At 34.0% G+C, this 21,126-nt stretch carries 25 protein-coding genes; 20 read left to right on the top strand and 5 right to left on the bottom strand.

Features of this window, described 5'->3' with window-relative positions; genetic code table 11:
• Nucleotides 1-36: 36 nt before the first annotated feature.
• A complete protein-coding gene (locus B5V89_RS05080) occupies nt 37-972 on the bottom strand; it encodes a COX15/CtaA family protein (RefSeq protein ID WP_066232099.1) in 936 nt (311 codons plus the stop codon).
• Between the two features lie 526 nt (nt 973-1,498).
• Here B5V89_RS05080 and cyoE point away from each other — a divergent pair.
• From cyoE to B5V89_RS05045, 7 genes are all read left to right on the top strand, one after another.
• Entirely contained in the window at nt 1,499-2,410 is a 912-nt protein-coding gene (gene cyoE, locus B5V89_RS05075; RefSeq protein ID WP_066232096.1) for a heme o synthase, read from the top strand.
• A 90-nt stretch (nt 2,411-2,500) separates the two neighbouring features.
• Nucleotides 2,501-3,598, top strand: a complete 1,098-nt coding sequence (gene coxB, locus B5V89_RS05070; protein WP_066232093.1) for a cytochrome c oxidase subunit II — start codon at nt 2,501-2,503, stop codon at nt 3,596-3,598.
• Between the two features lie 32 nt (nt 3,599-3,630).
• Nucleotides 3,631-5,508 carry a cytochrome c oxidase subunit I gene (gene ctaD / locus B5V89_RS05065; protein WP_108070727.1) on the top strand — a complete coding sequence of 626 codons (1,878 nt, stop codon included), beginning with the start codon at nt 3,631-3,633 and terminating at the stop codon, nt 5,506-5,508.
• Entirely contained in the window at nt 5,508-6,137 is a 630-nt protein-coding gene (locus B5V89_RS05060) for a cytochrome (ubi)quinol oxidase subunit III (protein WP_066232086.1), read from the top strand. Before ctaD ends, B5V89_RS05060 begins: the two co-directional genes overlap by 1 nt.
• A gap of 4 nt (nt 6,138-6,141) precedes the next feature.
• Nucleotides 6,142-6,474, top strand: coding sequence for a cytochrome c oxidase subunit IVB (ctaF, locus tag B5V89_RS05055; RefSeq protein ID WP_066232083.1), 333 nt, complete (start codon nt 6,142-6,144; stop codon nt 6,472-6,474).
• A gap of 191 nt (nt 6,475-6,665) precedes the next feature.
• Complete coding sequence (ctaG, locus tag B5V89_RS05050; RefSeq protein ID WP_066232080.1) at nt 6,666-7,577, top strand: cytochrome c oxidase assembly factor CtaG; 912 nt, start codon at nt 6,666-6,668, stop codon at nt 7,575-7,577.
• Between the two features lie 73 nt (nt 7,578-7,650).
• Complete coding sequence (locus B5V89_RS05045) at nt 7,651-8,112, top strand: DUF420 domain-containing protein (RefSeq protein ID WP_108070725.1); 462 nt, start codon at nt 7,651-7,653, stop codon at nt 8,110-8,112.
• Between the two features lie 41 nt (nt 8,113-8,153).
• On the opposite strand, the gene B5V89_RS05040 is transcribed toward B5V89_RS05045, so the two are convergent.
• Nucleotides 8,154-8,513 carry a YugN family protein gene (locus B5V89_RS05040; RefSeq protein ID WP_066232072.1) on the bottom strand — a complete coding sequence of 120 codons (360 nt, stop codon included), beginning with the start codon at nt 8,511-8,513 and terminating at the stop codon, nt 8,154-8,156.
• Nucleotides 8,514-8,878: 365 nt separating this feature from the next.
• Between B5V89_RS05040 and B5V89_RS05035 the strand changes: the two genes are divergently transcribed.
• From B5V89_RS05035 to B5V89_RS05010, 6 genes are all read left to right on the top strand, one after another.
• Complete coding sequence (locus B5V89_RS05035; protein WP_376063508.1) at nt 8,879-9,949, top strand: CAP domain-containing protein; 1,071 nt, start codon at nt 8,879-8,881, stop codon at nt 9,947-9,949.
• A gap of 194 nt (nt 9,950-10,143) precedes the next feature.
• The gene (locus B5V89_RS05030) at nt 10,144-10,557 is read left to right on the top strand and encodes a YlbD family protein (RefSeq protein WP_066232069.1); all 414 of its coding nucleotides are present in this window, start codon (nt 10,144-10,146) and stop codon (nt 10,555-10,557) included.
• 15 nt (nt 10,558-10,572) lie between these two features.
• A complete protein-coding gene (locus tag B5V89_RS05025; RefSeq protein WP_066232066.1) occupies nt 10,573-10,809 on the top strand; it encodes a YlbE-like family protein in 237 nt (78 codons plus the stop codon).
• A gap of 93 nt (nt 10,810-10,902) precedes the next feature.
• Nucleotides 10,903-11,301, top strand: coding sequence for a hypothetical protein (locus tag B5V89_RS05020; RefSeq protein WP_066232064.1), 399 nt, complete (start codon nt 10,903-10,905; stop codon nt 11,299-11,301).
• A 58-nt stretch (nt 11,302-11,359) separates the two neighbouring features.
• Complete coding sequence (locus B5V89_RS05015; RefSeq protein WP_066232062.1) at nt 11,360-11,806, top strand: YlbF/YmcA family competence regulator; 447 nt, start codon at nt 11,360-11,362, stop codon at nt 11,804-11,806.
• Between the two features lie 144 nt (nt 11,807-11,950).
• Nucleotides 11,951-12,226 (top strand): YlbG family protein, encoded by a 276-nt coding sequence (locus B5V89_RS05010; RefSeq protein WP_108070723.1) that lies wholly within the window; start codon nt 11,951-11,953, stop codon nt 12,224-12,226.
• Nucleotides 12,227-12,271: 45 nt separating this feature from the next.
• On the opposite strand, the gene B5V89_RS05005 is transcribed toward B5V89_RS05010, so the two are convergent.
• Nucleotides 12,272-12,661, bottom strand: coding sequence for a DUF7147 family protein (locus B5V89_RS05005; protein WP_108070721.1), 390 nt, complete (start codon nt 12,659-12,661; stop codon nt 12,272-12,274).
• A 126-nt stretch (nt 12,662-12,787) separates the two neighbouring features.
• On the opposite strand from B5V89_RS05005, the gene B5V89_RS05000 reads away from it, so the two are divergent.
• The 3 genes from B5V89_RS05000 to coaD all read left to right on the top strand — a co-directional run bounded on the left by B5V89_RS05000 (nt 12,788) and on the right by coaD (nt 15,528).
• The gene (locus B5V89_RS05000) at nt 12,788-14,194 is read left to right on the top strand and encodes a stalk domain-containing protein (protein ID WP_108070719.1); all 1,407 of its coding nucleotides are present in this window, start codon (nt 12,788-12,790) and stop codon (nt 14,192-14,194) included.
• A gap of 278 nt (nt 14,195-14,472) precedes the next feature.
• Nucleotides 14,473-15,027 carry a 16S rRNA (guanine(966)-N(2))-methyltransferase RsmD gene (gene rsmD / locus B5V89_RS04995; protein WP_066230003.1) on the top strand — a complete coding sequence of 185 codons (555 nt, stop codon included), beginning with the start codon at nt 14,473-14,475 and terminating at the stop codon, nt 15,025-15,027.
• A gap of 12 nt (nt 15,028-15,039) precedes the next feature.
• Complete coding sequence (gene coaD, locus B5V89_RS04990) at nt 15,040-15,528, top strand: pantetheine-phosphate adenylyltransferase (RefSeq protein WP_066230006.1); 489 nt, start codon at nt 15,040-15,042, stop codon at nt 15,526-15,528.
• A 21-nt stretch (nt 15,529-15,549) separates the two neighbouring features.
• On the opposite strand, the gene ylbJ is transcribed toward coaD, so the two are convergent.
• The gene (gene ylbJ / locus B5V89_RS04985; RefSeq protein ID WP_108070717.1) at nt 15,550-16,767 is read right to left on the bottom strand and encodes a sporulation integral membrane protein YlbJ; all 1,218 of its coding nucleotides are present in this window, start codon (nt 16,765-16,767) and stop codon (nt 15,550-15,552) included.
• Nucleotides 16,768-16,913: 146 nt separating this feature from the next.
• On the opposite strand from ylbJ, the gene B5V89_RS04980 reads away from it, so the two are divergent.
• Together B5V89_RS04980 and B5V89_RS04975 are read left to right on the top strand one after the other, a co-directional pair.
• Complete coding sequence (locus B5V89_RS04980; RefSeq protein ID WP_108070715.1) at nt 16,914-17,711, top strand: patatin-like phospholipase family protein; 798 nt, start codon at nt 16,914-16,916, stop codon at nt 17,709-17,711.
• Nucleotides 17,701-18,741, top strand: a complete 1,041-nt coding sequence (locus tag B5V89_RS04975; protein WP_108070713.1) for a SepM family pheromone-processing serine protease — start codon at nt 17,701-17,703, stop codon at nt 18,739-18,741. The genes B5V89_RS04980 and B5V89_RS04975 overlap by 11 nt, the downstream gene beginning before the upstream one ends.
• A 53-nt stretch (nt 18,742-18,794) precedes the next feature.
• Here the strand turns inward: B5V89_RS04975 and B5V89_RS04970 are convergent, their stop codons facing one another.
• Nucleotides 18,795-20,018 (bottom strand): nucleotidyltransferase, encoded by a 1,224-nt coding sequence (locus B5V89_RS04970; RefSeq protein ID WP_108070711.1) that lies wholly within the window; start codon nt 20,016-20,018, stop codon nt 18,795-18,797.
• 250 nt (nt 20,019-20,268) lie between these two features.
• Here B5V89_RS04970 and B5V89_RS04965 point away from each other — a divergent pair, with 250 nt between their 5' ends.
• Both B5V89_RS04965 and rpmF read left to right on the top strand, forming a co-directional pair.
• A complete protein-coding gene (locus B5V89_RS04965) occupies nt 20,269-20,820 on the top strand; it encodes a YceD family protein (protein ID WP_341117925.1) in 552 nt (183 codons plus the stop codon).
• Nucleotides 20,821-20,885: 65 nt separating this feature from the next.
• A complete protein-coding gene (rpmF, locus tag B5V89_RS04960; RefSeq protein WP_003348855.1) occupies nt 20,886-21,059 on the top strand; it encodes a 50S ribosomal protein L32 in 174 nt (57 codons plus the stop codon).
• Nucleotides 21,060-21,126: the final 67 nt, after the last annotated feature.

Genomic DNA, 21,126 nt, shown 5'->3' with positions numbered 1-21,126 from the left:
AAAAAATAAAACACGTACAAGTTGCTTGTACGTGTTTTATTTTTTATATTGTTCTTTTTCTAGCAGTTCCATATTTTTATTACTTCTACCGATCAATAATAGGTAATAGCTTAGTAAACCAAAAAGGCAAGAAATAAACAATGCATGTGCAAGTGCAATATATATGTTTAATCTTGTTATGATTATAAGAGCTCCTGCAATGACCTGTAAGCAGACAAGAATAAATGCAATGATCCAACCTTTATAGATAACCGGCTGATTTCTGTAATTTTTAAAGCTTAAGTATGTTATATATGCGATCCAAAGAAAGATAATACCTGCTGCAAGACGGTGTCCCATTTGGACCCATTGGTACATGTTTGTTGGAAGTGAAATCGCATCGTTTAAACAAAATGGCCAATCTCTGCACGCTAAGCTTGAAACTGTATGACGGACAAGGGCCCCAGTATAAACAACAATATAACTATAAATCGTAACTCCAATAATATGAAATTTCATTCGCTTATCAAAAACTACTTTCGAGGCATCAAATTTTTGATCCACTTCAAATATTAATAATGTTAATAAGAACACTGAAGCAAATGAGATAAGAGATATGCCAAAATGTAGTGCTAACACAAAACTGGATTGTCCCCAAACAACTGCGGCTGCCCCAATAAGTGCTTGTAATATTAAAAAGAATAAAGATAAAATCACTAGAAATTTTGTTTCGCGCTTGTGGCCGATAGCCTTCCATGACCAAACCGATAAAATTAGTAACAGAATTCCGACACCACCTGATACAAAGCGATGGGCTAATTCAATTAAAGTCTTCATCGTTATGTGGCTTGGCAAGAGCTGACCATGACAAAGTGGCCAAGATCTCCCGCATCCCATACCGGAATCGGTTTTTGTAACTAATGCTCCACCGATCAAGACGAAAAGCATTCCTAGCGTCGTTAAAATTGCTAACCATTTTAATCCTCGACGCAATTTATTCACCTACTAACCTAATATTTCATATGACCAAAAGATCATAATAAAGTATGATGTCGAACCGATATGAATTAATCTAATACACTTAATGATAGTACCTAAAAGCCTGCAAAAAGACAACCGATAAAATGTTACAATTCTTTCACCAATTTAATCATGTAACAAATTTACCAAATTTTCTTTTTAAAAATTTTATAGAAAATGGGGATGTCTCTTCAATATCTGCATTTCGTGACACAAAATAGACATAAAACCTTTGAAAAATATTCACAAAAAAACATTCAAGATATGTTTTAATATGGAATTGATGCAGAAAAATAATCTCCCACCCATATTAAAAGTCTATTTTTCGGAGATTGTGGTAAACTGAAACTAGATAAATGACATATATAAAAAAAACAAGGTACATAATAAGGTCAAAAGTGAACAATTAACGAAAATTCGCTGGGTTATAGAAAAACGGTAAAATTTGTTTTATAGTAATATTATATATGTTGTTTATTACAAACGAGGGGGGGAGCGAATGTCAAATAGTCGAGTGATCGAGATTGAAAAGGCAAACATTCCGGAAACTACGGCAATTAAGGATTTTTTATCTTTAATTAAAATAGGGATTGTTAATTCAAATCTAATAACTACTTTTACTGGTCTGTGGCTGGCATTAGTATTTACTAATCAACACTTCTTAGAGTCAATACATATTGTCATTCTTACTTTACTTGGATCAGCTTTAATTATCGCAGGTTCATGCAGTATTAATAATTTCATTGACCGTGATATTGATCCTATTATGAGTAGGACAAAATCAAGACCAACGGTAACCGGCAAAATGAGTGGTGCAAAAGTATTAACGATCGGATTTTCTTTTATTATACTTGGAACAATTCTTTTATTTATGACGTCAATCACTGCAGGGATAATAGGTATTATTGGTATTTTCAGTTATGTTGTTTTATATTCTATGTGGTCTAAACGTTTATATGTAAGTAATACGATTGTTGGAAGTATATCGGGTGCAGTTCCGCCTTTAATCGGATGGGCAGCTGTAGATCCAAATTTAGATACGATTGCATGGGTACTCTTTTTGATGATGTTTATTTGGCAGCCGCCTCATTTTTATGCTTTAGCAATGAAGCGTTGTGAGGAATACCGAGCTGCAAATATACCGATGTTACCGGTAGTAAAAGGGTTTGAAGTGACTAAAATTCATATCGTAATATGGGTTGCCTGTTTACTGCCACTGCCATTTTTCCTTCTACCATTAGGCATAGCATTCTTTATTATTGCTACTCTATTTAATATAGGATGGTTAGCTATAGGGTTATATGGTTTTAAAATGAAGGATGATATAAAATGGGCTAGAATGATGTTTGTGTATTCATTAAATTACTTAACGATTTTGTTTGTTGCAATGGTAATCGTTACCCTTATTTAACTTCGGGAATTCTTTCTTTTAAAAGAAATCCATATATATTACAGTCCTTGTAACGAAAGACATAAAATGAAAGTGGGGTTTGATTAAGCTATGAAACAATGGCTGAAAAAATGGCGTCTTGTCTCAGTATTTGCTGTTTTGGCGCTAGCTCTTTCCGGCTGTGGTGGTGAACCATTCTTATCAGCACTAAAACCAGCAGGTGAAGTCGCGCAAAAGCAATATGATCTAATGTTATTGAGTACTGGCATTATGGTTATTGTAATTGCTGTAGTAGTAGTTATTTTCGTTGTTGCGATTATTCGCTTCCGTCGGACAAAAGCAAAAGAAAACATGATACCAAAACAAGTGGAAGGAAATCATGTTCTTGAAATTATTTGGACAGTTATTCCGATTATTCTATTACTTGTTCTTGCAATACCAGTAGTTGCAGCTACCTTTAATCTAGGTGATACGGCTGCAATGGAGAAAAAGGACAAAGATGGTAAGCCAAAAGAGTTGGTTGTCAATGTTCGTTCGAATCTATACTGGTGGGAATTCGAATATCCTGGCTTAGGAATTGTTACAAGTCAAGATTTAGTTGTTCCAACTGATCAAAAAGTATATTTCTCTTTAAAATCATCTGATGTTAAGCATTCATTCTGGATTCCTGCAGTTGGTGGGAAAATCGATACGAATGTGGATAATGTCAATAAATTCTGGTTGAAATTTGATAGTCAAAAAGCAAAAGAAGCCGGAGACGTATTTTACGGAAAATGTGCTGAACTTTGCGGACCGTCACATGCTTTAATGGATTTTAAAGTTAAACCGATGTCACAAGATGACTTTGCGCAATGGGTTAAGAATATGAAAAGTGTTGGAAAAGAAGGCGTACAGCCAACATCTGATCTAGCTAAACAAGGTGAAGATATTTTCAAAAGCAAAATGCCAAACTCTTGTATTGGCTGTCATGCAGTTTCACCGGACAATTCTACACCTGAAACGGCACGTAGAGCACCAAACTTAACTGATTTTGGTGAACGTGAACGTGTAGCAGGTATCTTGGATCATAATAAAGAAAATATAAAAAAATGGATTAAAGATCCACAAGCTTATAAACCAGGAAATAAAATGCCTGCATTTAAAAACTTGTCTGATCAAGATTTAGATGCATTAGCGGAATATTTAATGGGATTAAAAGTACAACAATAATTGGTTATTAAGGCATAAAGGGAGGTTTAACTGTGAGTAGTAAAGCTCAGAAAAAAGGCTTTGGTGCTGTCGTTTGGGACTATTTAACAACAGTAGACCATAAAAAGATCGCAATTCTTTATTTAATTGCAGGGGGATTGTTCTTTTTAATCGGTGGTATTGAAGCAATGATCATTCGTATCCAGCTTGCACTTCCTGATAGTAACTTTGTCAGTGCTGGTCTTTATAACGAAGTTCTCACAATGCATGGTACGACCATGATATTCTTGGCGGCAATGCCTCTTGTATTCGCATTTATGAATGCAGTCATGCCGTTACAAATTGGCGCACGTGATGTTGCGTTCCCGTTTGTTAACTCATTAGGGTTTTGGTTGTTTTTCTTTGGGGGAGTTTTCGTTAACTTATCATGGTTCTTAGGCGGTGCTCCTGATGCAGGTTGGACTTCATATGCATCATTATCATTAGCATCACCAGGACATGGTGTGGATTTCTACGCATTAGGTTTACAGATTACCGGTTTTGGTACATTAATGGGTGGTATTAACTTCTTAGTTACCATTATTAATATGCGTGCACCAGGTATGACATATATGCGTATGCCAATGTTCACTTGGACAACTTTTGTCACATCTGCATTAATTTTATTTGCATTCCCACCGCTAACAGTAGGAATGTTCATGTTAACATTTGACCGTATGTTTGGCGCTCAATTCTTTGAAGTTGCCGGCGGCGGTAATACAATTATTTGGGAACATTTATTCTGGATTTTCGGACACCCGGAAGTATATATCTTAATTTTACCTGCATTCGGTATTTTCTCAGAAATCTTTGCGGTATTCTCAAGAAAAAGATTGTTCGGTTATTCATCAATGGTGTTTGCTACAGTCTTGATCGGATTCCTTGGATTCATGGTTTGGGCTCACCATATGTTTACAGTTGGTCTAGGGAATATTGCAAATGCAATCTTTGCGGTTGCAACAATGACTATCGCCATTCCAACAGGTATGAAAATATTCAACTGGCTATTAACAATGTGGGGCGGTAATATTAAATTTACAACGCCAATGTTATGGGCAGCAGCTTTCATTCCTTCATTCTTAATGGGTGGGGTAACAGGTGTAATGCTTGCAGCTGCGCCAGCGGATTATCAATATCATGATACTTATTTCGTAGTAGCTCACTTCCACTATGTAATTGTTGGTGGTGTAGTATTTGCTCTATTAGCGGGTACACAATTCTATTGGCCAAAAATGTTTGGAACGATGCTTAATGAAACATTAGGAAAGATCACTTTCTGGACATTCTTAATCGGGTTCCATTTAACATTCTTTATCCAACATTTCTTAGGACTAATGGGTATGCCTCGTCGTATTTGGAAGTTCCTTCCGAATCAAGGTTTAGAAACTGGGAACTTAGTTAGCTCCATCGGGGCAGCTTTCATGGCCTTCGGTGTTATCGTAATGTTAATTAATATCGTTGTGACTTCAGTACGTAATAAAAGAGTGGGGAACGACCCTTGGGGAGATGGACGTACACTTGAATGGGCAATTCCATCACCACCACCTTTCTACAATTTTAAGCAACTTCCATTAGTTCGTGGTATCGATACTTGGTGGATTGAAAAAATGGAAGGTAAAAAAGAATTAACACCTGCGGAACCACTTGGTGACATCCATATGCCAAATGGATCAATTTTGCCAGTATTCATTTCTTTAGGATTATTTATTGCAGCATTTGGTGCAATGTATCACGGAGATGAAGGAAATACTTGGGGAATTCCAGTGTTAATTATTGGATTAGCGATCGCATTTGGATCAATGTTAATACGTTCTCTTAAAGATGATCATGGTTTTCATATTCATAAAGAAGAATTAATTGAAGATGATAACGATAAGGGGGTTAAGGCGTAATGCATGTTGAAGAAAAGTTTACTCCAAAAACATGGCCTGAAGCACCTGAAAAAGCAACCCTCGAAGGGAAGAACAAATTTTTAGGTTTCTGGTTATTCCTTGGCGGCGAAACGGTGTTATTCGCCTCCTTATTTGCAACATATATTGCTCTAAAAGATAAAGTGCCTGATCCATCCATGGCGCATGCAAAAGACCTATTTGAATTACCATTATCATTTATTGCTACAATGCTGTTATTGACAAGTTCAATTACCAGTGTATATGCAATGTATCATATGAAAAACTTTGCATTTAAAAAAATGCAAGCATGGTTATTAGTAACTGTACTATTAGGTGCTGCATTCTTAGGTTTAGAGATTTATGAATTTAATCATTATGTAAGTCACTTCCATCATACATTTACAAGCAGTGCATTTGGATCAGCCTTCTATACTTTAGTAGGTTTCCATGGTGCCCACGTTGCTTTTGGATTATGTTGGATCTTGTCACTAATGATTCGCAATGCAGGTCGTGGTTTGGATCTGTACAACGCACCGAAATTTTATGTTGCTAGTCTTTATTGGCATTTCATTGACGTTGTATGGGTATTCATCTTCACAGTCGTATACTTAATGGGAATGGTGGGATAAGAATATGACAAACGAACAAACAAATACCGGCAACCCAAGAGTAGACTATGAGTATCGTCGTCGTAAAAGCGCGGAGGAAATGAAATATCAAGTTGTTTCATTTGTCTTGATGATTTTATTAACTCTCATTGCTTTCGGTGCGGTTGCCGCTGACTTATCAAAATGGTTTACGATTCCGGTCATTCTTTTAATGGCAGTTGTGCAAGTAATATTCCAATTATATTATTTTATGCATATGAGCCATAAAGGACATGAGGCTCCACAGCTCTTTCTTTTCTCAGGAGCTTTTGTCGGATTTCTAACATTGTTAACATTTTTCACTATTATTTGGTGGTAAGAAAAAATCCAGTCGAAAGACTGGATTTTTTTTGAAGGAATAATTCCTTTAGGTAAACTGTCAATAGATTGTCATCATGGAAGATTGAAGATTCATTTTTACAAAAGTATAATGGAATGAGAGGAATCAACATTTACTTGTACAACTTATAGATGGTAGACTTGTACAAAATCTAAAAAGAGGTGAAGGCAATGCCTTTAAGCATATTTGGTTTCCAGGCATTATGGAGTCCGTTTTTTATCATAACGATTCTATTTATGTCGGTTTTATACTTTTTAATTACAACAAAGTGGAGAAAAGATTTTAAAAATAGTGAGCCGTTAAAGCGAAAACAAGCGATTTACTTCATTATTTCAATGCTTTTGCTTTATTTAGTAAAAGGGTCGCCAATCGATCTTTTGGCTCACATTATGTTTACTTATCACATGGTACAAATGTCTATTTTATTAATGATTATGACTCCATTGCTCATGCTAAGTATACCAAATTGGCTTTGGGAAGCATTTATACGGCTTCCGGTAGTAAAAACAATTTTTCGTTTTTTTACAAAACCAGTCTTAGCAGTGATTCTGTTTAATGTTGCTTTTTCGTTTTATCATCTTCCATTTATCTTTGATAAGATAAAAATGAGTGAGACTGCTCACAGTGCATACACTATGTCCTTGTTTTTACTTGCTATGTTTATGTGGTGGCCATTAATTAATACATTACCTGGCCAAAAGCAATTAAATGGATTGAAACGGGTTGGTTATTTATTTTCAAGCGCGATGTTACTTACCCCGGCTTGTGGAATTTTAATTTTTGCTGGAAAACCGTTATATGAAACGTATTCGAATGGAGCTCTTTGGCTTCAAGCGATGGCGTTATGTGTACCAACAGATACATTGGCTGGTCTTAACTTAAGCGGACCAGAGTTATTTTCAAAACTTCCTGTTGTTGAGGATCAACAACTAGGGGCGATTATTATGAAACTTGTTCAGGAAGTCATTTATGGAATTGTACTAGCAAGAATATTCTATAAATGGTTTAAAAAGGATCAACAAGAAGCTGAGGAAATGACAAAAAATCTAATGATGTCACAACATCCACAACCGACGGAATAAAAAGGAAATATGATAGAGGATAAATGCGCCTCTATCGACAATACATACAAAAGGAAAAACGAGAGGAGAAAATATGATGATTCCTATATTACCAACTATTAGTACATCTTGCATAGTGATCAGTGCTATTTTTGTCGCAATTGGTTGGAATTTAATTCGCAAGAAAAAAATCGACCAGCATAAAAAAATGATGACACTTGCCGCGATCTTTGCGGTAGTATTTTTTATCATTTATGCATCAAGAACGATATTTATTGGAAATACATCATTTGGTGGTCCGGATAGTATAAAGATATACTATACAGTTTTTTTAATCTTCCATATTACATTAGCAACAATTGGGGCCGTGTTTGGAATTATTTCTTTGTGGACTGGCTACAAAAACAGATTAGCACTTCACCGCAAGCTAGGTCCGATTACAAGTATTATTTGGTTCTTTACAGGGATAACTGGCGTTGTTGTGTATTTACTTCTATATGTTTTTTATCATGGAGGAGAAACAACTTCTGTCATAAAGGCTATATTAGGGACCTAAATAAAAAAACAGTGCAGAATTCCGCACTGTTTTTTTGTATATTATTCAGCAAAGGCTTCAATTTCTTTTTTCAAGTCAGTAAGAATTTGCTCACATTGTTTTACTAAATGTGTAGGATAAATTTCATCATCACCGTATTCAACTCCGTGTGGATAATAATGTTTACCCAATATAGGTGTCATTAATTGCATCAATGCATCGAAAGTATCTACGTCGCCTTCTACTGCGTAAGCTTGGACACGAAGATAATATGTACCTTCTTTAATAATAAATTTACGGTCATATGATACACGTTCGTAATCCCATTGTTCCGCACGAACCATTCCGTATTTCTTCATTACATCATCTAATCTGTTTAAATCTGCTTTAAATGCTTGAATGCCGATATTTTCAAAATTCATATCTTTATTCCCTCCTCATACTTCCAAGAACAAATTATAAGTACATACACAATTTCCCACATGTCTTATAATAGTCTAAAAAAACAATTCTTGCAATGAATACATTGTGAATAATCAGTGATATAACGACTTGAGTATCTATACTTATATTATGCGCCTATATTTGGAATATCATGAATACCATTACCATTTAATTGATTTTTCGTTCTCAAATCGTAGAGAAGTTTATGAAAAGAACCAATTGTTTTACTTCAAACACATAATGTTTAAATGATATAATATGTATAGTAATATAGAACATATTAAATTTTAAAAAAAATCTTACCTTTACGATAAAACTTAAATTTTTAGAAGGAGGGAAAGATCTGCGTACTGTTTTCAAGGTGATCATCGTATTAGTTATTATATTTATCATTAGTTTATACTTCCATCTAAAACCCGATAACGAGAATAATATTTTAAATGGGACTGGCATCAAAGAAATACCTATGACTGAAAACGATAAAACTCCAAAGAAAAAGATTGATAAGGAGCCGTATAAAAGGCCTAATAAAGGATTATCTACTTTTATTGGAGAACCGGCAAATAAAATAGTAAAAAAATATGGAAAACCGAATAGAATCGACCCCTCAGCATATGACTATGAGTGGTGGATTTATAATAAAAATGAAGAGAAATATTTTCAAGTCGGAGTGTATAAAGGAAAGGTAGTAACAATTTATGCCATTGGAAGTAAAACGAATATCACTCCATTTCAAATTAACGAAGAGATTCAAGATATCTATCAAAAGTTACTTTTAGATACTGATATTACAGTACAGTATGATAAAGGAACATATCGGTTTGAATTATCTGAAGAAGATTTAAATATGAGACCTCTCGTCCAATTAGGTTCGATATATGCACAGCTTTCATTTGATAAATTTAAAGGAACTTTATCAGGTGTACGATTTATGGATAAAGAGACGCTCATCAAGCAGCGCCCATATGAGATAAGTTATCGGGGACGATTAATTGACCCTGCACCGATCGTTGAATCCCGTTGGAGAGCAATTGAAGTAGGTAGTGAAAAACAAATATTTGACTTAACAAATATTTTACGTAGTAGGTTTGAATTAAATAAATTGCTTTGGGACCAAAAAACAGCTGAAGTAGCCTATAATCATAGTAAAGATATGGCAGTTGAAAAATATTTTTCCCATGAATCTCCGAAATTTGGCAACTTAGAAAAACGTCTTCAAGCTGCACATGTTTTTTACCAATTAGCAGGCGAAAATATCGCAGCACAGTATATGGATGCCCCTTCTGCAGTAGAAGGTTGGTTAAATTCAGAAGGGCATAGGAAAGCATTATTGGAACCTAAATTCACACATTTAGGTGTTGGCGTATATCAAAAATATTATACCCAAAATTTTATTGAGAAAACGTGGAAGTAATTAAATTTATTGCAAAGTAAAAAAGCCTTAGTTTATAGGCTTTTTTATTTACTTATAAACAATAAATATCTAAATAAACATTCTCACCTTTTTGTAATCTTTACATAAATTATTATAGGCATTGTAATGACTCCTATCTATAAATTTTTATAAAATATAGATTAAAGTTTTACACTATTATGAGGTGAATGATAATGGGGAATAAAAAACTTCACCCGACAGTTGAAAAGTTTAAAGAATTCGTCAAGGAGCATCCAAAATTAATCTCCGAAGTAAAAAATGGTTCAAATACACTTCAAGAGTTTTATGAAGATTGGTATTTACTAGGTGAAGATGACCCTTTTTGGGAAAAGTACAGAAATAACGATGATGGTACGGTAGAGACTCAGTCAGATAGCAATGAAAAGGCTGAAAGTAACGGAAAATGGATGAAACAAATCGGAAGTATTATCCAAAAAGTGGATGCCAACCAAATGCAGTACCATCTCAATAATTTAAGTCAAGTCATTGCATCTGTGCAAGGAGTACTAGCACAATTTCAAGGTGAGAAGCAATCAACTACACCAACAAATGAACAAAGGAATCCTTTTGCATTTCGAAAAGATTAAGAAGGAGGAATTAGTTTGCGGCAAGATGTAATGGAATACATTTACTCAAAAAAAGAACTGAAACAATTTTTAAGAAGACAACCGATGTGGTATCGAAAATTAAGTCGTCATCCCGAAGAAATTGAAAAATTTGAAATTGCCTCCTTACATTTTTTCGAAAAGACAATCCCGCAAAGAGTTGAGAAAATCAACAATAACATACAGATGGCTTCAATGATGATGAATATGCTTCAAGGTTTATACTCAAAATGATTTGCAATGTAAGGTACATTTAAATGAAAATGTATCTTTTTTTTGTGTAAAAACTTCTTGTTCTGTAGAAGCTAAAGACAAGGAGTGATAGTTATGAGAGGATTAATTTGTTTAACTCTTTTTTTAATAATTATGAGTGGTTGTAAACAAAATATACCAAAGCCGGAATCATTTAATGTTGAAGCATCGGAAAGCGGAAAAGCAGCTCAAAGTGATAAAACGAAAGATGCCTCTATTCGTCATATCGTTCATGGAAAGGATATATTTATCGAGTGTTTTGTACCAAATATATCTTTTTCCGGGGCAAATAAAGCGATAGAACGTGGCAAAATTGTTGTTTACGTTGATGGACAATTGAAAGGGGAGTTTCACACAGCAGCATTTGTAATGAAAAATTTATCCAAAGGTGTTCATCATGTAAAAATTGATGTAGTGAAATTAAATAATAAAAGTCACGGATTATCCAAAGAATTTTATGTAACTATCTTATAATATGTATCATTCGCATGCTAACTGAAAACATGGTAATATAATGTTGGAGGTGAGCTATTTGCTTGCAACTATTGAAAGACTGCAAATAATAACTGAAGCGGAAGATTTGGCAAAAATGATTTTGCAATCAGAAGCTGCTGATGAATATAGAAAATCATATAATAAATTATATAAAGATGCACAAACGCAAGAAAAGATTAAAGAATTTATCAAAATGAAAGACTATTACGAAGATGTCCAACGTTTTGGTAGATATCATCCAGATTACAAATCGATCAATATCCGTACACGTCAAGCAAAACGTGAAATGGACATGGATGAAAATGTTGCAAGATTTCGCAAAGCAGAAAATGCTTTACAAGATATTCTTGATCATGTCAGTATGATCGTTGGTAAATCAGTTTCCCAACATATAAAAGTTCCTACAGGAAATCCTTTTTTTGCTGAAAATAGTTCATGCTCTGGAGGATGCGGTTCCGGTGGAGGATGCAGTTGTTCTGCATAACAGAATAACACTTGACTTAAAAAGGAATACTCGTCTGTATTCCTTTTTTTAAAACCTTTAAATAAAACAATAATTTTCTGACATTGATTATCATCTAGTGAATATGCTAAAATAGTGTGAATGTAGAATTAAGGGGAAAACTATATGTTTAATGAAAGACAAAGCTTAATTATTTGGCTTTATAACTTAAAGTACGCTAAAACCTTAAGACGGTTTGGGAACGTTCATTATGTTTCAAAAAGAATGAAATACGTTGTGTTATACTGTGATCAAACTGAAATTAATGAACTGTTGGAGAAATTTTCTTCCATGCCATTCGTTCGAAAAGTTGAACAATCATGGAAACCTTTTTTGAAAACTGAATATGAAAATTCCAAGCCCGACAAAGCAAAAGAGTATGATTATAAAGTAGGATTATAAAAAAGAGATATTTCTTCAATCAAAAAACCTCCATTCGGAGGTTTTTTATCGTAATGGCGGAATATAGTGATTCAGTCTTAATATTCCAATTAAATATTGGAAATACAGTTCTTTTTCCGTAAATTCTTTTGAATGCTTTACATCAATTTCAATTATTTGTTTTTCTAAACTTTGAGCAACATGATTAAACAAGTCGAATCTTTGGTTTGGTATTGCATGGGGATTTGGTATCCCTTCACGGCAAATATAAATAGCTTGAAAATCACCGGGATCGGTTGGTTGGAGCACAACACATAGTGAGGTCAATTGTTTTTGACCATTTGTCGTATGTAACGCTATTAAATGGTGTAATCGATGTTTATTTGCTTTAGCCAACTCAATTAACTCATATATATCTGAATATCCTTCTCCAAGTTCAATGAAACGTTGCAGCATATCAAGTTCCTCACTTTTCCTAATTTCTTTTAAATTTTTTCATCTAGATAAAGCACTCCTTATTAATGTATCATTGAATTATTCAATTGAGAAGATAGAACGGTTTCGTATTCAAAGGAGAAAAAAATGCTTCGAAAAAAAAACGTAATTTATTTAACCCTTTTACTATTATTGATTATTAGTTTTTTACTGTACTTTCAATGGGACGGTTTTTCTGCAAAGTCGGACCAAAACAAGATTCATTCCATTCAACAAGATATTTTTATTGAACATCATAATAATCAATTTTATATAAAGCAAATTATACCATCGCTTAGCGGAGGTAATTATACGATTGATTGGCCACAAGCAGCCAATAATCGTGAATGTCTGAATGAGAAAAATCAATGTCAATGGACGAATGATGAAAAAACGAATGTGAAAATAAAGTCAGGAAAAATTACTTTAAAATATACAATTAATATGGAGGATGAATCTACTTTATTATTAAAAAATTGGGCAGCAAAATTTAATAATCAACAAGTAGCTGCTAGTAAAGTTCATTTAATTGAAAAACAATTTAAGCACGGAAGATGGATTGCAGCAGCAAAAACGACATCGATAAAGAAAAAAAAGTATATTAATTATTTTGTTTTTGATAACGATGGACAAGCACCCAGTCTTTTCTGGCATAAAAAAAAGTTAACAAAAAAGAACGTGAATAATTGGTTAACGATTTATTATGAAAAATCTATGAATCTCGCAGATTTAAAACTTAACACTCTAGAAAAAATAAAAGTAAATAATAAAATGGTTATTATTTTAACACATGATTATCCGCAAACATTTTCACCTTCATTATTAATTGAAAATAATGTAAAGAAAAAAGGATTTGAAGAGCAAATCATTAAGAATGCGATAAATAATCATTTCATATTTCCTAAAGAAGAAGAGTGGATGAAGGATATTATTGCCTCAATCGTTATTGATAAAGCTATAGGTACGAAAAAAGCAAAATTTATGTATTCGGAACTTAGAAGCAAGTTAAGTAAGGAACAATTTATCTCTTTTTCAAATAGTATCTTCAACATGGATCAACGAAAGTTAACCAGTAATAAACTAGATCAATTGATAATAAAGGCAACGGGATTAGGGACGAGATTTTTTTCGGAGAATAAACACTATTCAGCACCGAATAAATCATTTGTTCTGTTTGATCAGAGGAGGATTTTCGTTCGAGGAAAAGAAATAAAGAAGTTGCATGTGCATAGATCAAACGGGAAAAACTTTCTACCATTCAATGACATAGCTAAATCACTCGGCTATAAAGTTGAATTGGAAAATAGGAATCAATCCGTCCGATTAATAAATAAGAATAACCACTTTACATTTTATTTTGGTGAAAAAATATTCGATTATAATGGAGAAAAATACGGCTTACTTTCCAATCCATTTATCCAAGTAAACGGAGAGTATTATATTGATATGAAATGGCTACAGCAGCTCTTTCATGTAAAAGTGGATGAAAATGAAAAGCAAATATCAATAAGATAAAAATAAACAATAAAAAACCCTGCAAAAAATCTGCAGGGTCCTTCTATATCCTATGTAAAAGGACAGAAGGCAAAGGGAGAGGAGAAACCGGAGGAAGAACTTATGGGGAAACGTAAGTCTTCTCCGCGGTTGGCAACAACATCGTTAAATGATGTTGCTAATAAAAGTATCACCATCATCTCCAGAATTATACATTCAGTTTTTTAAATTTCGCTTTTCCCTATTCGCACAATATGGTAGGATAGTAAGGAAAATTTAAGAACTATGTGGTGAAGTAGATGAGAGTGATATCAGGTAGTAAAAAAGGAAAAATTTTAAAATCTGTACCGGGTAATCAAACTAGACCAACAACAGATAAAGTAAAAGAAGCCATCTTTAACATGATTGGTCCTTATTTTACAACAGGAATTGGTCTAGATTTATTTGCCGGCAGTGGTGGACTAGGAATTGAAGGGCTAAGTAGAGGACTCGAAAAAGTAATCTTTGTCGACCGAGACATGAATGCATTCCAAACAATTAAAGCAAACATAAGCGAATGTGGTTTTGAACAACAGAGCGAGCTTTATCGTAATGATTCTGAACGAGCTTTAAAAGCCATTATTAAACGGGATATTAAATTGGATGTCATATTCCTTGACCCGCCATATAAAAAGCAAAAACTTGTGTCACTTTTGCAATCAATCAATGATAGCAAATTATTAACTGAAAGCGGTTACGTTGTCTGCGAGTGTAGTTCAGATATACAGTTGCCAAGTGTTGTAGGTGATTTAGTGAAAACAAAAGAAGCAGTTTACGGCATGATTGGTATTTCAATTTATAGTATAGGTAAATAGGGGGATTAAAGGATGGGTAGTATTGCGGTTTGTCCGGGGAGTTTTGATCCAATTACATATGGACATTTAGATATTATAAAGAGAGCAGCAAAGGTTTTTGATAAAGTGTTTGTTGTCATATTAAATAACTCGTCAAAGAACCCATTATTTACGGTGGACGAAAGGGTTCAATTGATTGAGGAAGTAACGAAAAGCATTCCAAATGTTGCTGTCGATACGTTTCAAGGATTACTTGTCGATTATGCGAAAAGTGTTAATGCAAATGCGATTATTCGTGGATTAAGGGCCGTATCAGACTTTGAATATGAAATGCAAATTACTTCAATGAATAGAGTTCTTAACGAGGAAATTGAAACGTTTTTTATTATGACAAATAATCAGTATTCCTTTTTAAGTTCAAGTATTGTAAAGGAAGCAGCAAAATATAGCGGGTCCATATCGGAATTAGTTCCACCTCAAGTTGAAAAAGCGTTGACAATTAAATATTCTAATGACAAGTAAAAAAATAGGAGGGGCGTCCTCCTATTTTTTATAAACATATCTTCTTGAATAAATGAAAATGTATAGTAGTAAGGAACAGATAGTAATAATTGGCCCAAATTCGATTCCCCACTGATATAACTTATCAAGGAAACTATGAGAATTTTGCAGAAATACCGGTAAAGAAATTGGAAATTCATTCGATTCATATTGTTTTCCAAAAATAGGATCCCACATGAGTAAAGTGATAATGGCGGCGAACAATCCGTGAAGAATTCTTGCGATAAAGAATGGTTTAAAACGGATATCTGTTTGTGCAAGGATACTGGCTACCTGGGCCTGTATACTAAAACCGCCAAACCCTAGTATAAAACTAGTAAGGATGGATTGTTGCAGTAATGTTGATTCTTTTACTCGGCTAATTAAATCACTGCCAATTGTTATTTCAAATAATCCTGAAATAAAAGGAATTGTTAGTTGATTTGAAAAATGTAAAATAGCAAAAAACTCTTTAATTACACTTGCCAAAAGTGCTGTAATTTGTAAATGAAAAAGTAAACGGTTAATAACTGAAAATAAAATGATAAAGCCACCAATCATGAGTAATGTATGAATCGAAGAAACGACCGCGTCACCTAAAAGCTTTCCGATCGGTCTTTTATCCTCAATACGCGTTCTATGTAAAGCGCGGATAGCTTCCCAAACACGGAATTTACTATTTTTTACTTCTAATTTTTCCTTTTTAGAGTAACCGTAGAAGCGCATAATCAAGCCTACGAGAATATTCCCTAAATAATGTGCAATCGCAAAAAGGATTCCCAAACCTTTATTATGAAAAAAACCAACGGATACAGCAACAAAGATAAATAGGGGGCTTGAATAATTTGTAAATGAGACGAGCCTCTCCGCTTCAATTTTTGATATTTGTTTTTCTTCCCTCAGCCGCGCAGTAATTTTGGCACCTGCGGGATTTCCTGAAGCCATTCCCATTGCCCAGGCAAATCCGCCAACGCCAGGGACGCGAAATAATGGCCTCATCAAAGGCTCTAAAATAACCCCGATAAATTTCACGACGCCAAATCCGATTAATAATTCAGAAATAACAAAAAATGGAAAAAGGGAAGGGAAGACAGTTCCCCACCATATTGTTAAGCCTCGTTTTGATGCATCAAATGTTTCTACAGGAAGGATAATCATGGAAATAGCTATCAATGTTGCGCCTAGGGCTAAAAATATTGTTTTAAGTTTTGATTGAATCAAGTTATGTGCCTCCCTAATTAATCATATGAATCCATTAAAATATACTTGTCCCCATATAAATCAATATACTCATAGAGAAATTTTTTAGACCATATGATGTTTGTAAATATTAAATTTCCATTAAACATTGTATGAGGTGATATGTGTTGAGTAACCCAAAAATCGGAGTTGCTTTAGGATCCGGCGGTGCACGTGGATTTGCCCATTTAGGCGTATTGAAATCATTAGAGGAAAATAATATTTCAATCGATTACCTTGCCGGGTGTAGTATGGGGGCAATAGTTGCAGCATTTTATGGTGTAGAACATAATATGAATCAGCTCATTAAAATAGCGACAGCTTTTAAAAGAAAATTTTTCTTGGACTTTACGATTCCAAAGATGGGGTTTATATCTGGAAAACGTGTCAAAGAATTTTTAACACTTTTTACACATAACAAAAATTTTGAAGATTTAAAGCTTCCTGTTCAAGTGATAGCGACCGATTTAATCAAAGGTGAAAAAGTAATATTCAAAACGGGTTCAGTTGCAGAAGCTGTACGTGCCAGTATCTCAATACCGGGAATTTTTGTTCCGGAAAAAATAAACGACAGACTGCTAGTGGATGGTGGCGTAATTGATCGGGTACCAGTATCGGTTGTTAAAGATATGGGTTCCGATATTATAATTGGAGTAGATGTTTCATTCGTAAAAAGAGATGCAGAAATTACGAATATTTATGATGTCATAATGCAAAGTATTGATATACTACAAATGGAAAACACGACAAATTATGAAACAATATCTGATTTTTTCATCCAACCGGATGTTTCACTTTATAGTTCAAGAGCTTTTACAAATATTGAAGAAATCATTAAGATAGGAGAAGAGGAAACAAAAAAATATATTCCGGCAATTAAACAGTCGATTGAAGATTGGAAGGTGAGAAATCAGAATGAAACGTAAGATTTGGTCCCGTATATTAATTCTATTTTTAGTGATAATGATTGCACTCTTCTTTTATCGATTACCTTATTATGTAGAAAAGCCGGGTATGGCGCATGAATTAGATTCATATGTACATGTCGAAAACGGCTATCCTGATAAAGGGAAATTGATGTTAACAACTGTCCGTATGGGAAGAGCAAATATTTATGATTATGCATTAGCAAAAATAAAGAAATTTGAGGACATTGTCCCGCTAAATGAGGTTAGGGATGAAAAACAAACGGAAGAGGAATATAATGTTTACCAATTATATTTAATGGAATCTTCCAAAAATAATGCCATTCAGGTAGCATATAAGAAAGCGAACAAATCGTATCATTTTAATTATAAAGGTGTATACGTGCTAGATGTGTACCCGAATATGCCGGCAGCAAAAGTATTAAAAGCTGGCGACAGAATAATTAAAGTGGATGGACATACTTTTGAATCGTCTGAGAAATTTATTCAATATGTTCAGAATAAAAAGGTTGCAGATCAAATAAAAATAACATTTGTACGAGACAATAAGGAAAAAACAACCGACATCCAATTAGCAAAATTTGATGATGCTAATGGTAAAATTGGCATGGGGATTGGTTTAGTCGATGATCGTGAACTAATTGCAAATCCTGTAGTAAAAATGAATACAGAAAGTATCGGAGGTCCGTCAGCGGGGTTAATGTTCAGTTTAGAAATATATAATCAGCTGACAAAAGAAGATATAACAAAAGGCTATAGCATTGCAGGTACTGGCACAATTGAGCCCGATGGGGTAGTTGGCCGCATTGGCGGAATTGATAAAAAAGTAGTAGCTGCAGATAAAGAAGGCGCAAAAATATTTTTCGCCCCAGACGATGAAATAACACCGGAAATGAAAAAAGAATATCCAACAATTGAATCTAATTATAAGGAAGCTTTAAAGGCAGCGAAAGAAATTGGAACAAAAATGAAGATAGTGCCTGTTAAAACTTTTGATGATGCGTTAGCATACCTTGAAGCATTAAAATAACGTAAAACAAAAACCGCTTAGAGTATTTGAATAGCGGTTTTTGTAATTTCTATTTAGTTATTTTGAATATAAATAGGTGGTTGAGAATACTCGGCTTTAAATAATTTTTGTCGATATGGCTCCTGCAATCCATGTGAATATATGTTTGATGCGCGAACATCAAGTTCGATTAATTCGCTTGGAATAGAAGAAATCTTTGAAATAAGCGGAACATCCATTTCTTTTTTGATTCCGCTTAAATACGTTCTCCCTCTTTCTGTCATGCCCAATAGACGGATATATTCAATATGATCGTGATGACGTACCATTTCATTTTTCTTTGTATTGGTTAAAATATGTACACACATTCTTTGAATTCTTGTCCATGTATATCTTTTTGTCTTCACCCTCTGCATAAAATCATGAAAGCTAACGGCATCGTTTGCGAGTCTTTTTAATCGGTGTTCGATCCCTTCTTCAATTTCATATATATTTGCTAAATCGGTCTCTTCAATGGATAATAATCGATATTGAAGAAATGGCCAATACATTTCCCAATTGTGGAATGTTTGATAGTCATTATAATATTCTTGAAGAACGTTTGACGTTGTCTCGGGTACGTATTGCATAATGCCATTAATTGATTGGTTTGCATCAAAGGTCGCCTTACGAATTGATGTTGCACTAGCAATCGTTGATGATGAAAATTCTTCGTCATGATAATTTGCATTTTTTCGTTTAATCGTAAAAGCGCGCATTGGGGATTGAAGTGTATTATTTATTTGCAAATAGTGAAAGCCGAGAATATTATTTGGTTTTGCTAAATCTATGTAATTTTTAGGATCGGAATAAATTTTTTTCATGCTTTGTGAGAGAGCAGTTGGATAACTAACTCCGGTTTTCATTAATTCCTTAACAAAGGCTTCATATTCCACACGGTGATTTTCTATTAAATCGATCGCATCAGAAAATTCGTTAATATTCCCTGATTCACTACCGAAACAGAAAGAATTGCATTTTAAAGCATGTAGAATATTTATAGATCCATAAGCAAAAGTTGCAGCATGTTGTACAGCAAAGGCATAAGGAAGTTCAACAACAATATCTACGCCGGCTTGCAAAGCCATTTTTGCTCTTGCCCATTTAGAAATAATTGCCGGTTCTCCTCGCTGCAGAAAATTTCCACTCATGACAGCGATTATTACATCAGCATCTGTACGTTTTCTAGCCTCTTCTACATGAAAAAAATGCCCATTATGAAATGGATTATATTCAACGATAACTCCAGTACTGTTCATTTTATCCTCCAAATTTTTTTATTCCAAAAGTGGAAATGTTGCTGGAATAGTACTTAATTTCTTTTAATATAACATGGATTCATTTTTGGATAAAACTAAATTAAAATTTTGTATATACTAATTAACAAGGTATAGAAATTTGAAAAATTTTTAGAACAGTATACAATAGATTAAAATACGCAAATACGCGTAAAGATAAAATATTGACAAAAGGTATAATGAAAGCTATAATTACCTTTGTTGTCTTGGAGTGATTACATTGAAATGGTCAACAATTCAATTGTTAAAGTACCGTGGTAAGAGTATGGATATTAATGAAACAATCGATATTGCTGAGGACTTAAAAAAAGGAGATCCGCAAATACGTGATGTTTCACCGATTCATGTAACTGGTAATGCTGATATTACATCTGAAAAAATTGCATTTCATTTACATATAACGGGAAAATTAGTACTTCCTTGCTCGAGAACACTTGTAGATGTGGATTATCCTATTGACGTTAAATCTACCGAGATATATCTTTTAAACTCCACTACCTCATACGAAGAGGAAGAGGATGTTGAAATCCATTATCCTAATGGTGATATTGTAGATTTAGACCCCGTCATAATAGAATTACTCTTACTTGAAATTCCAATACAAGTTTTTAGTGAATCAGCTAAAAATGATGCAAATCTTCCTTCAGGTAATGAATGGGAAGTTGTAACGGAGGAACAAGTTAAACAAGATGAGGAAAGCAAAGAAAAAAAGGTTGATCCACGTTTAGCGGGATTGGCAAAATTCTTTGATGAACAATCGTAAATTTTTGAAGAACCAGCAATACTGGATCTTATAACAACAGTGATCTCTATAAGGAGGTGGGAAGAATGGCTGTACCTTTTAGAAGAACTTCCAAAACAGCGAAGAGAAAACGCCGTACACATTTCAAACTACAAGTTCCTGGCATGGTTGAGTGCCCTAACTGTGGAGAAATGAAACTTGCACACCGTGTATGTAAAGCGTGTGGAACATATAAAGGCAAAGAAGTAGTAAACAACTAGAAATTGTGACAAGAAAAACGTGAAGAGACCATGGCTCTTCACGTTTTTTTAGTTTTCAAAGAAATGT

Origin of the sequence: Heyndrickxia sporothermodurans, from assembly GCF_003055045.1 — a bacterium.
GTDB classification, from domain to species: Bacteria; Bacillota; Bacilli; order Bacillales; family Bacillaceae_C; genus Heyndrickxia; species Heyndrickxia sporothermodurans.
This window is presented reverse-complemented; position numbering and strand designations above follow the sequence as displayed.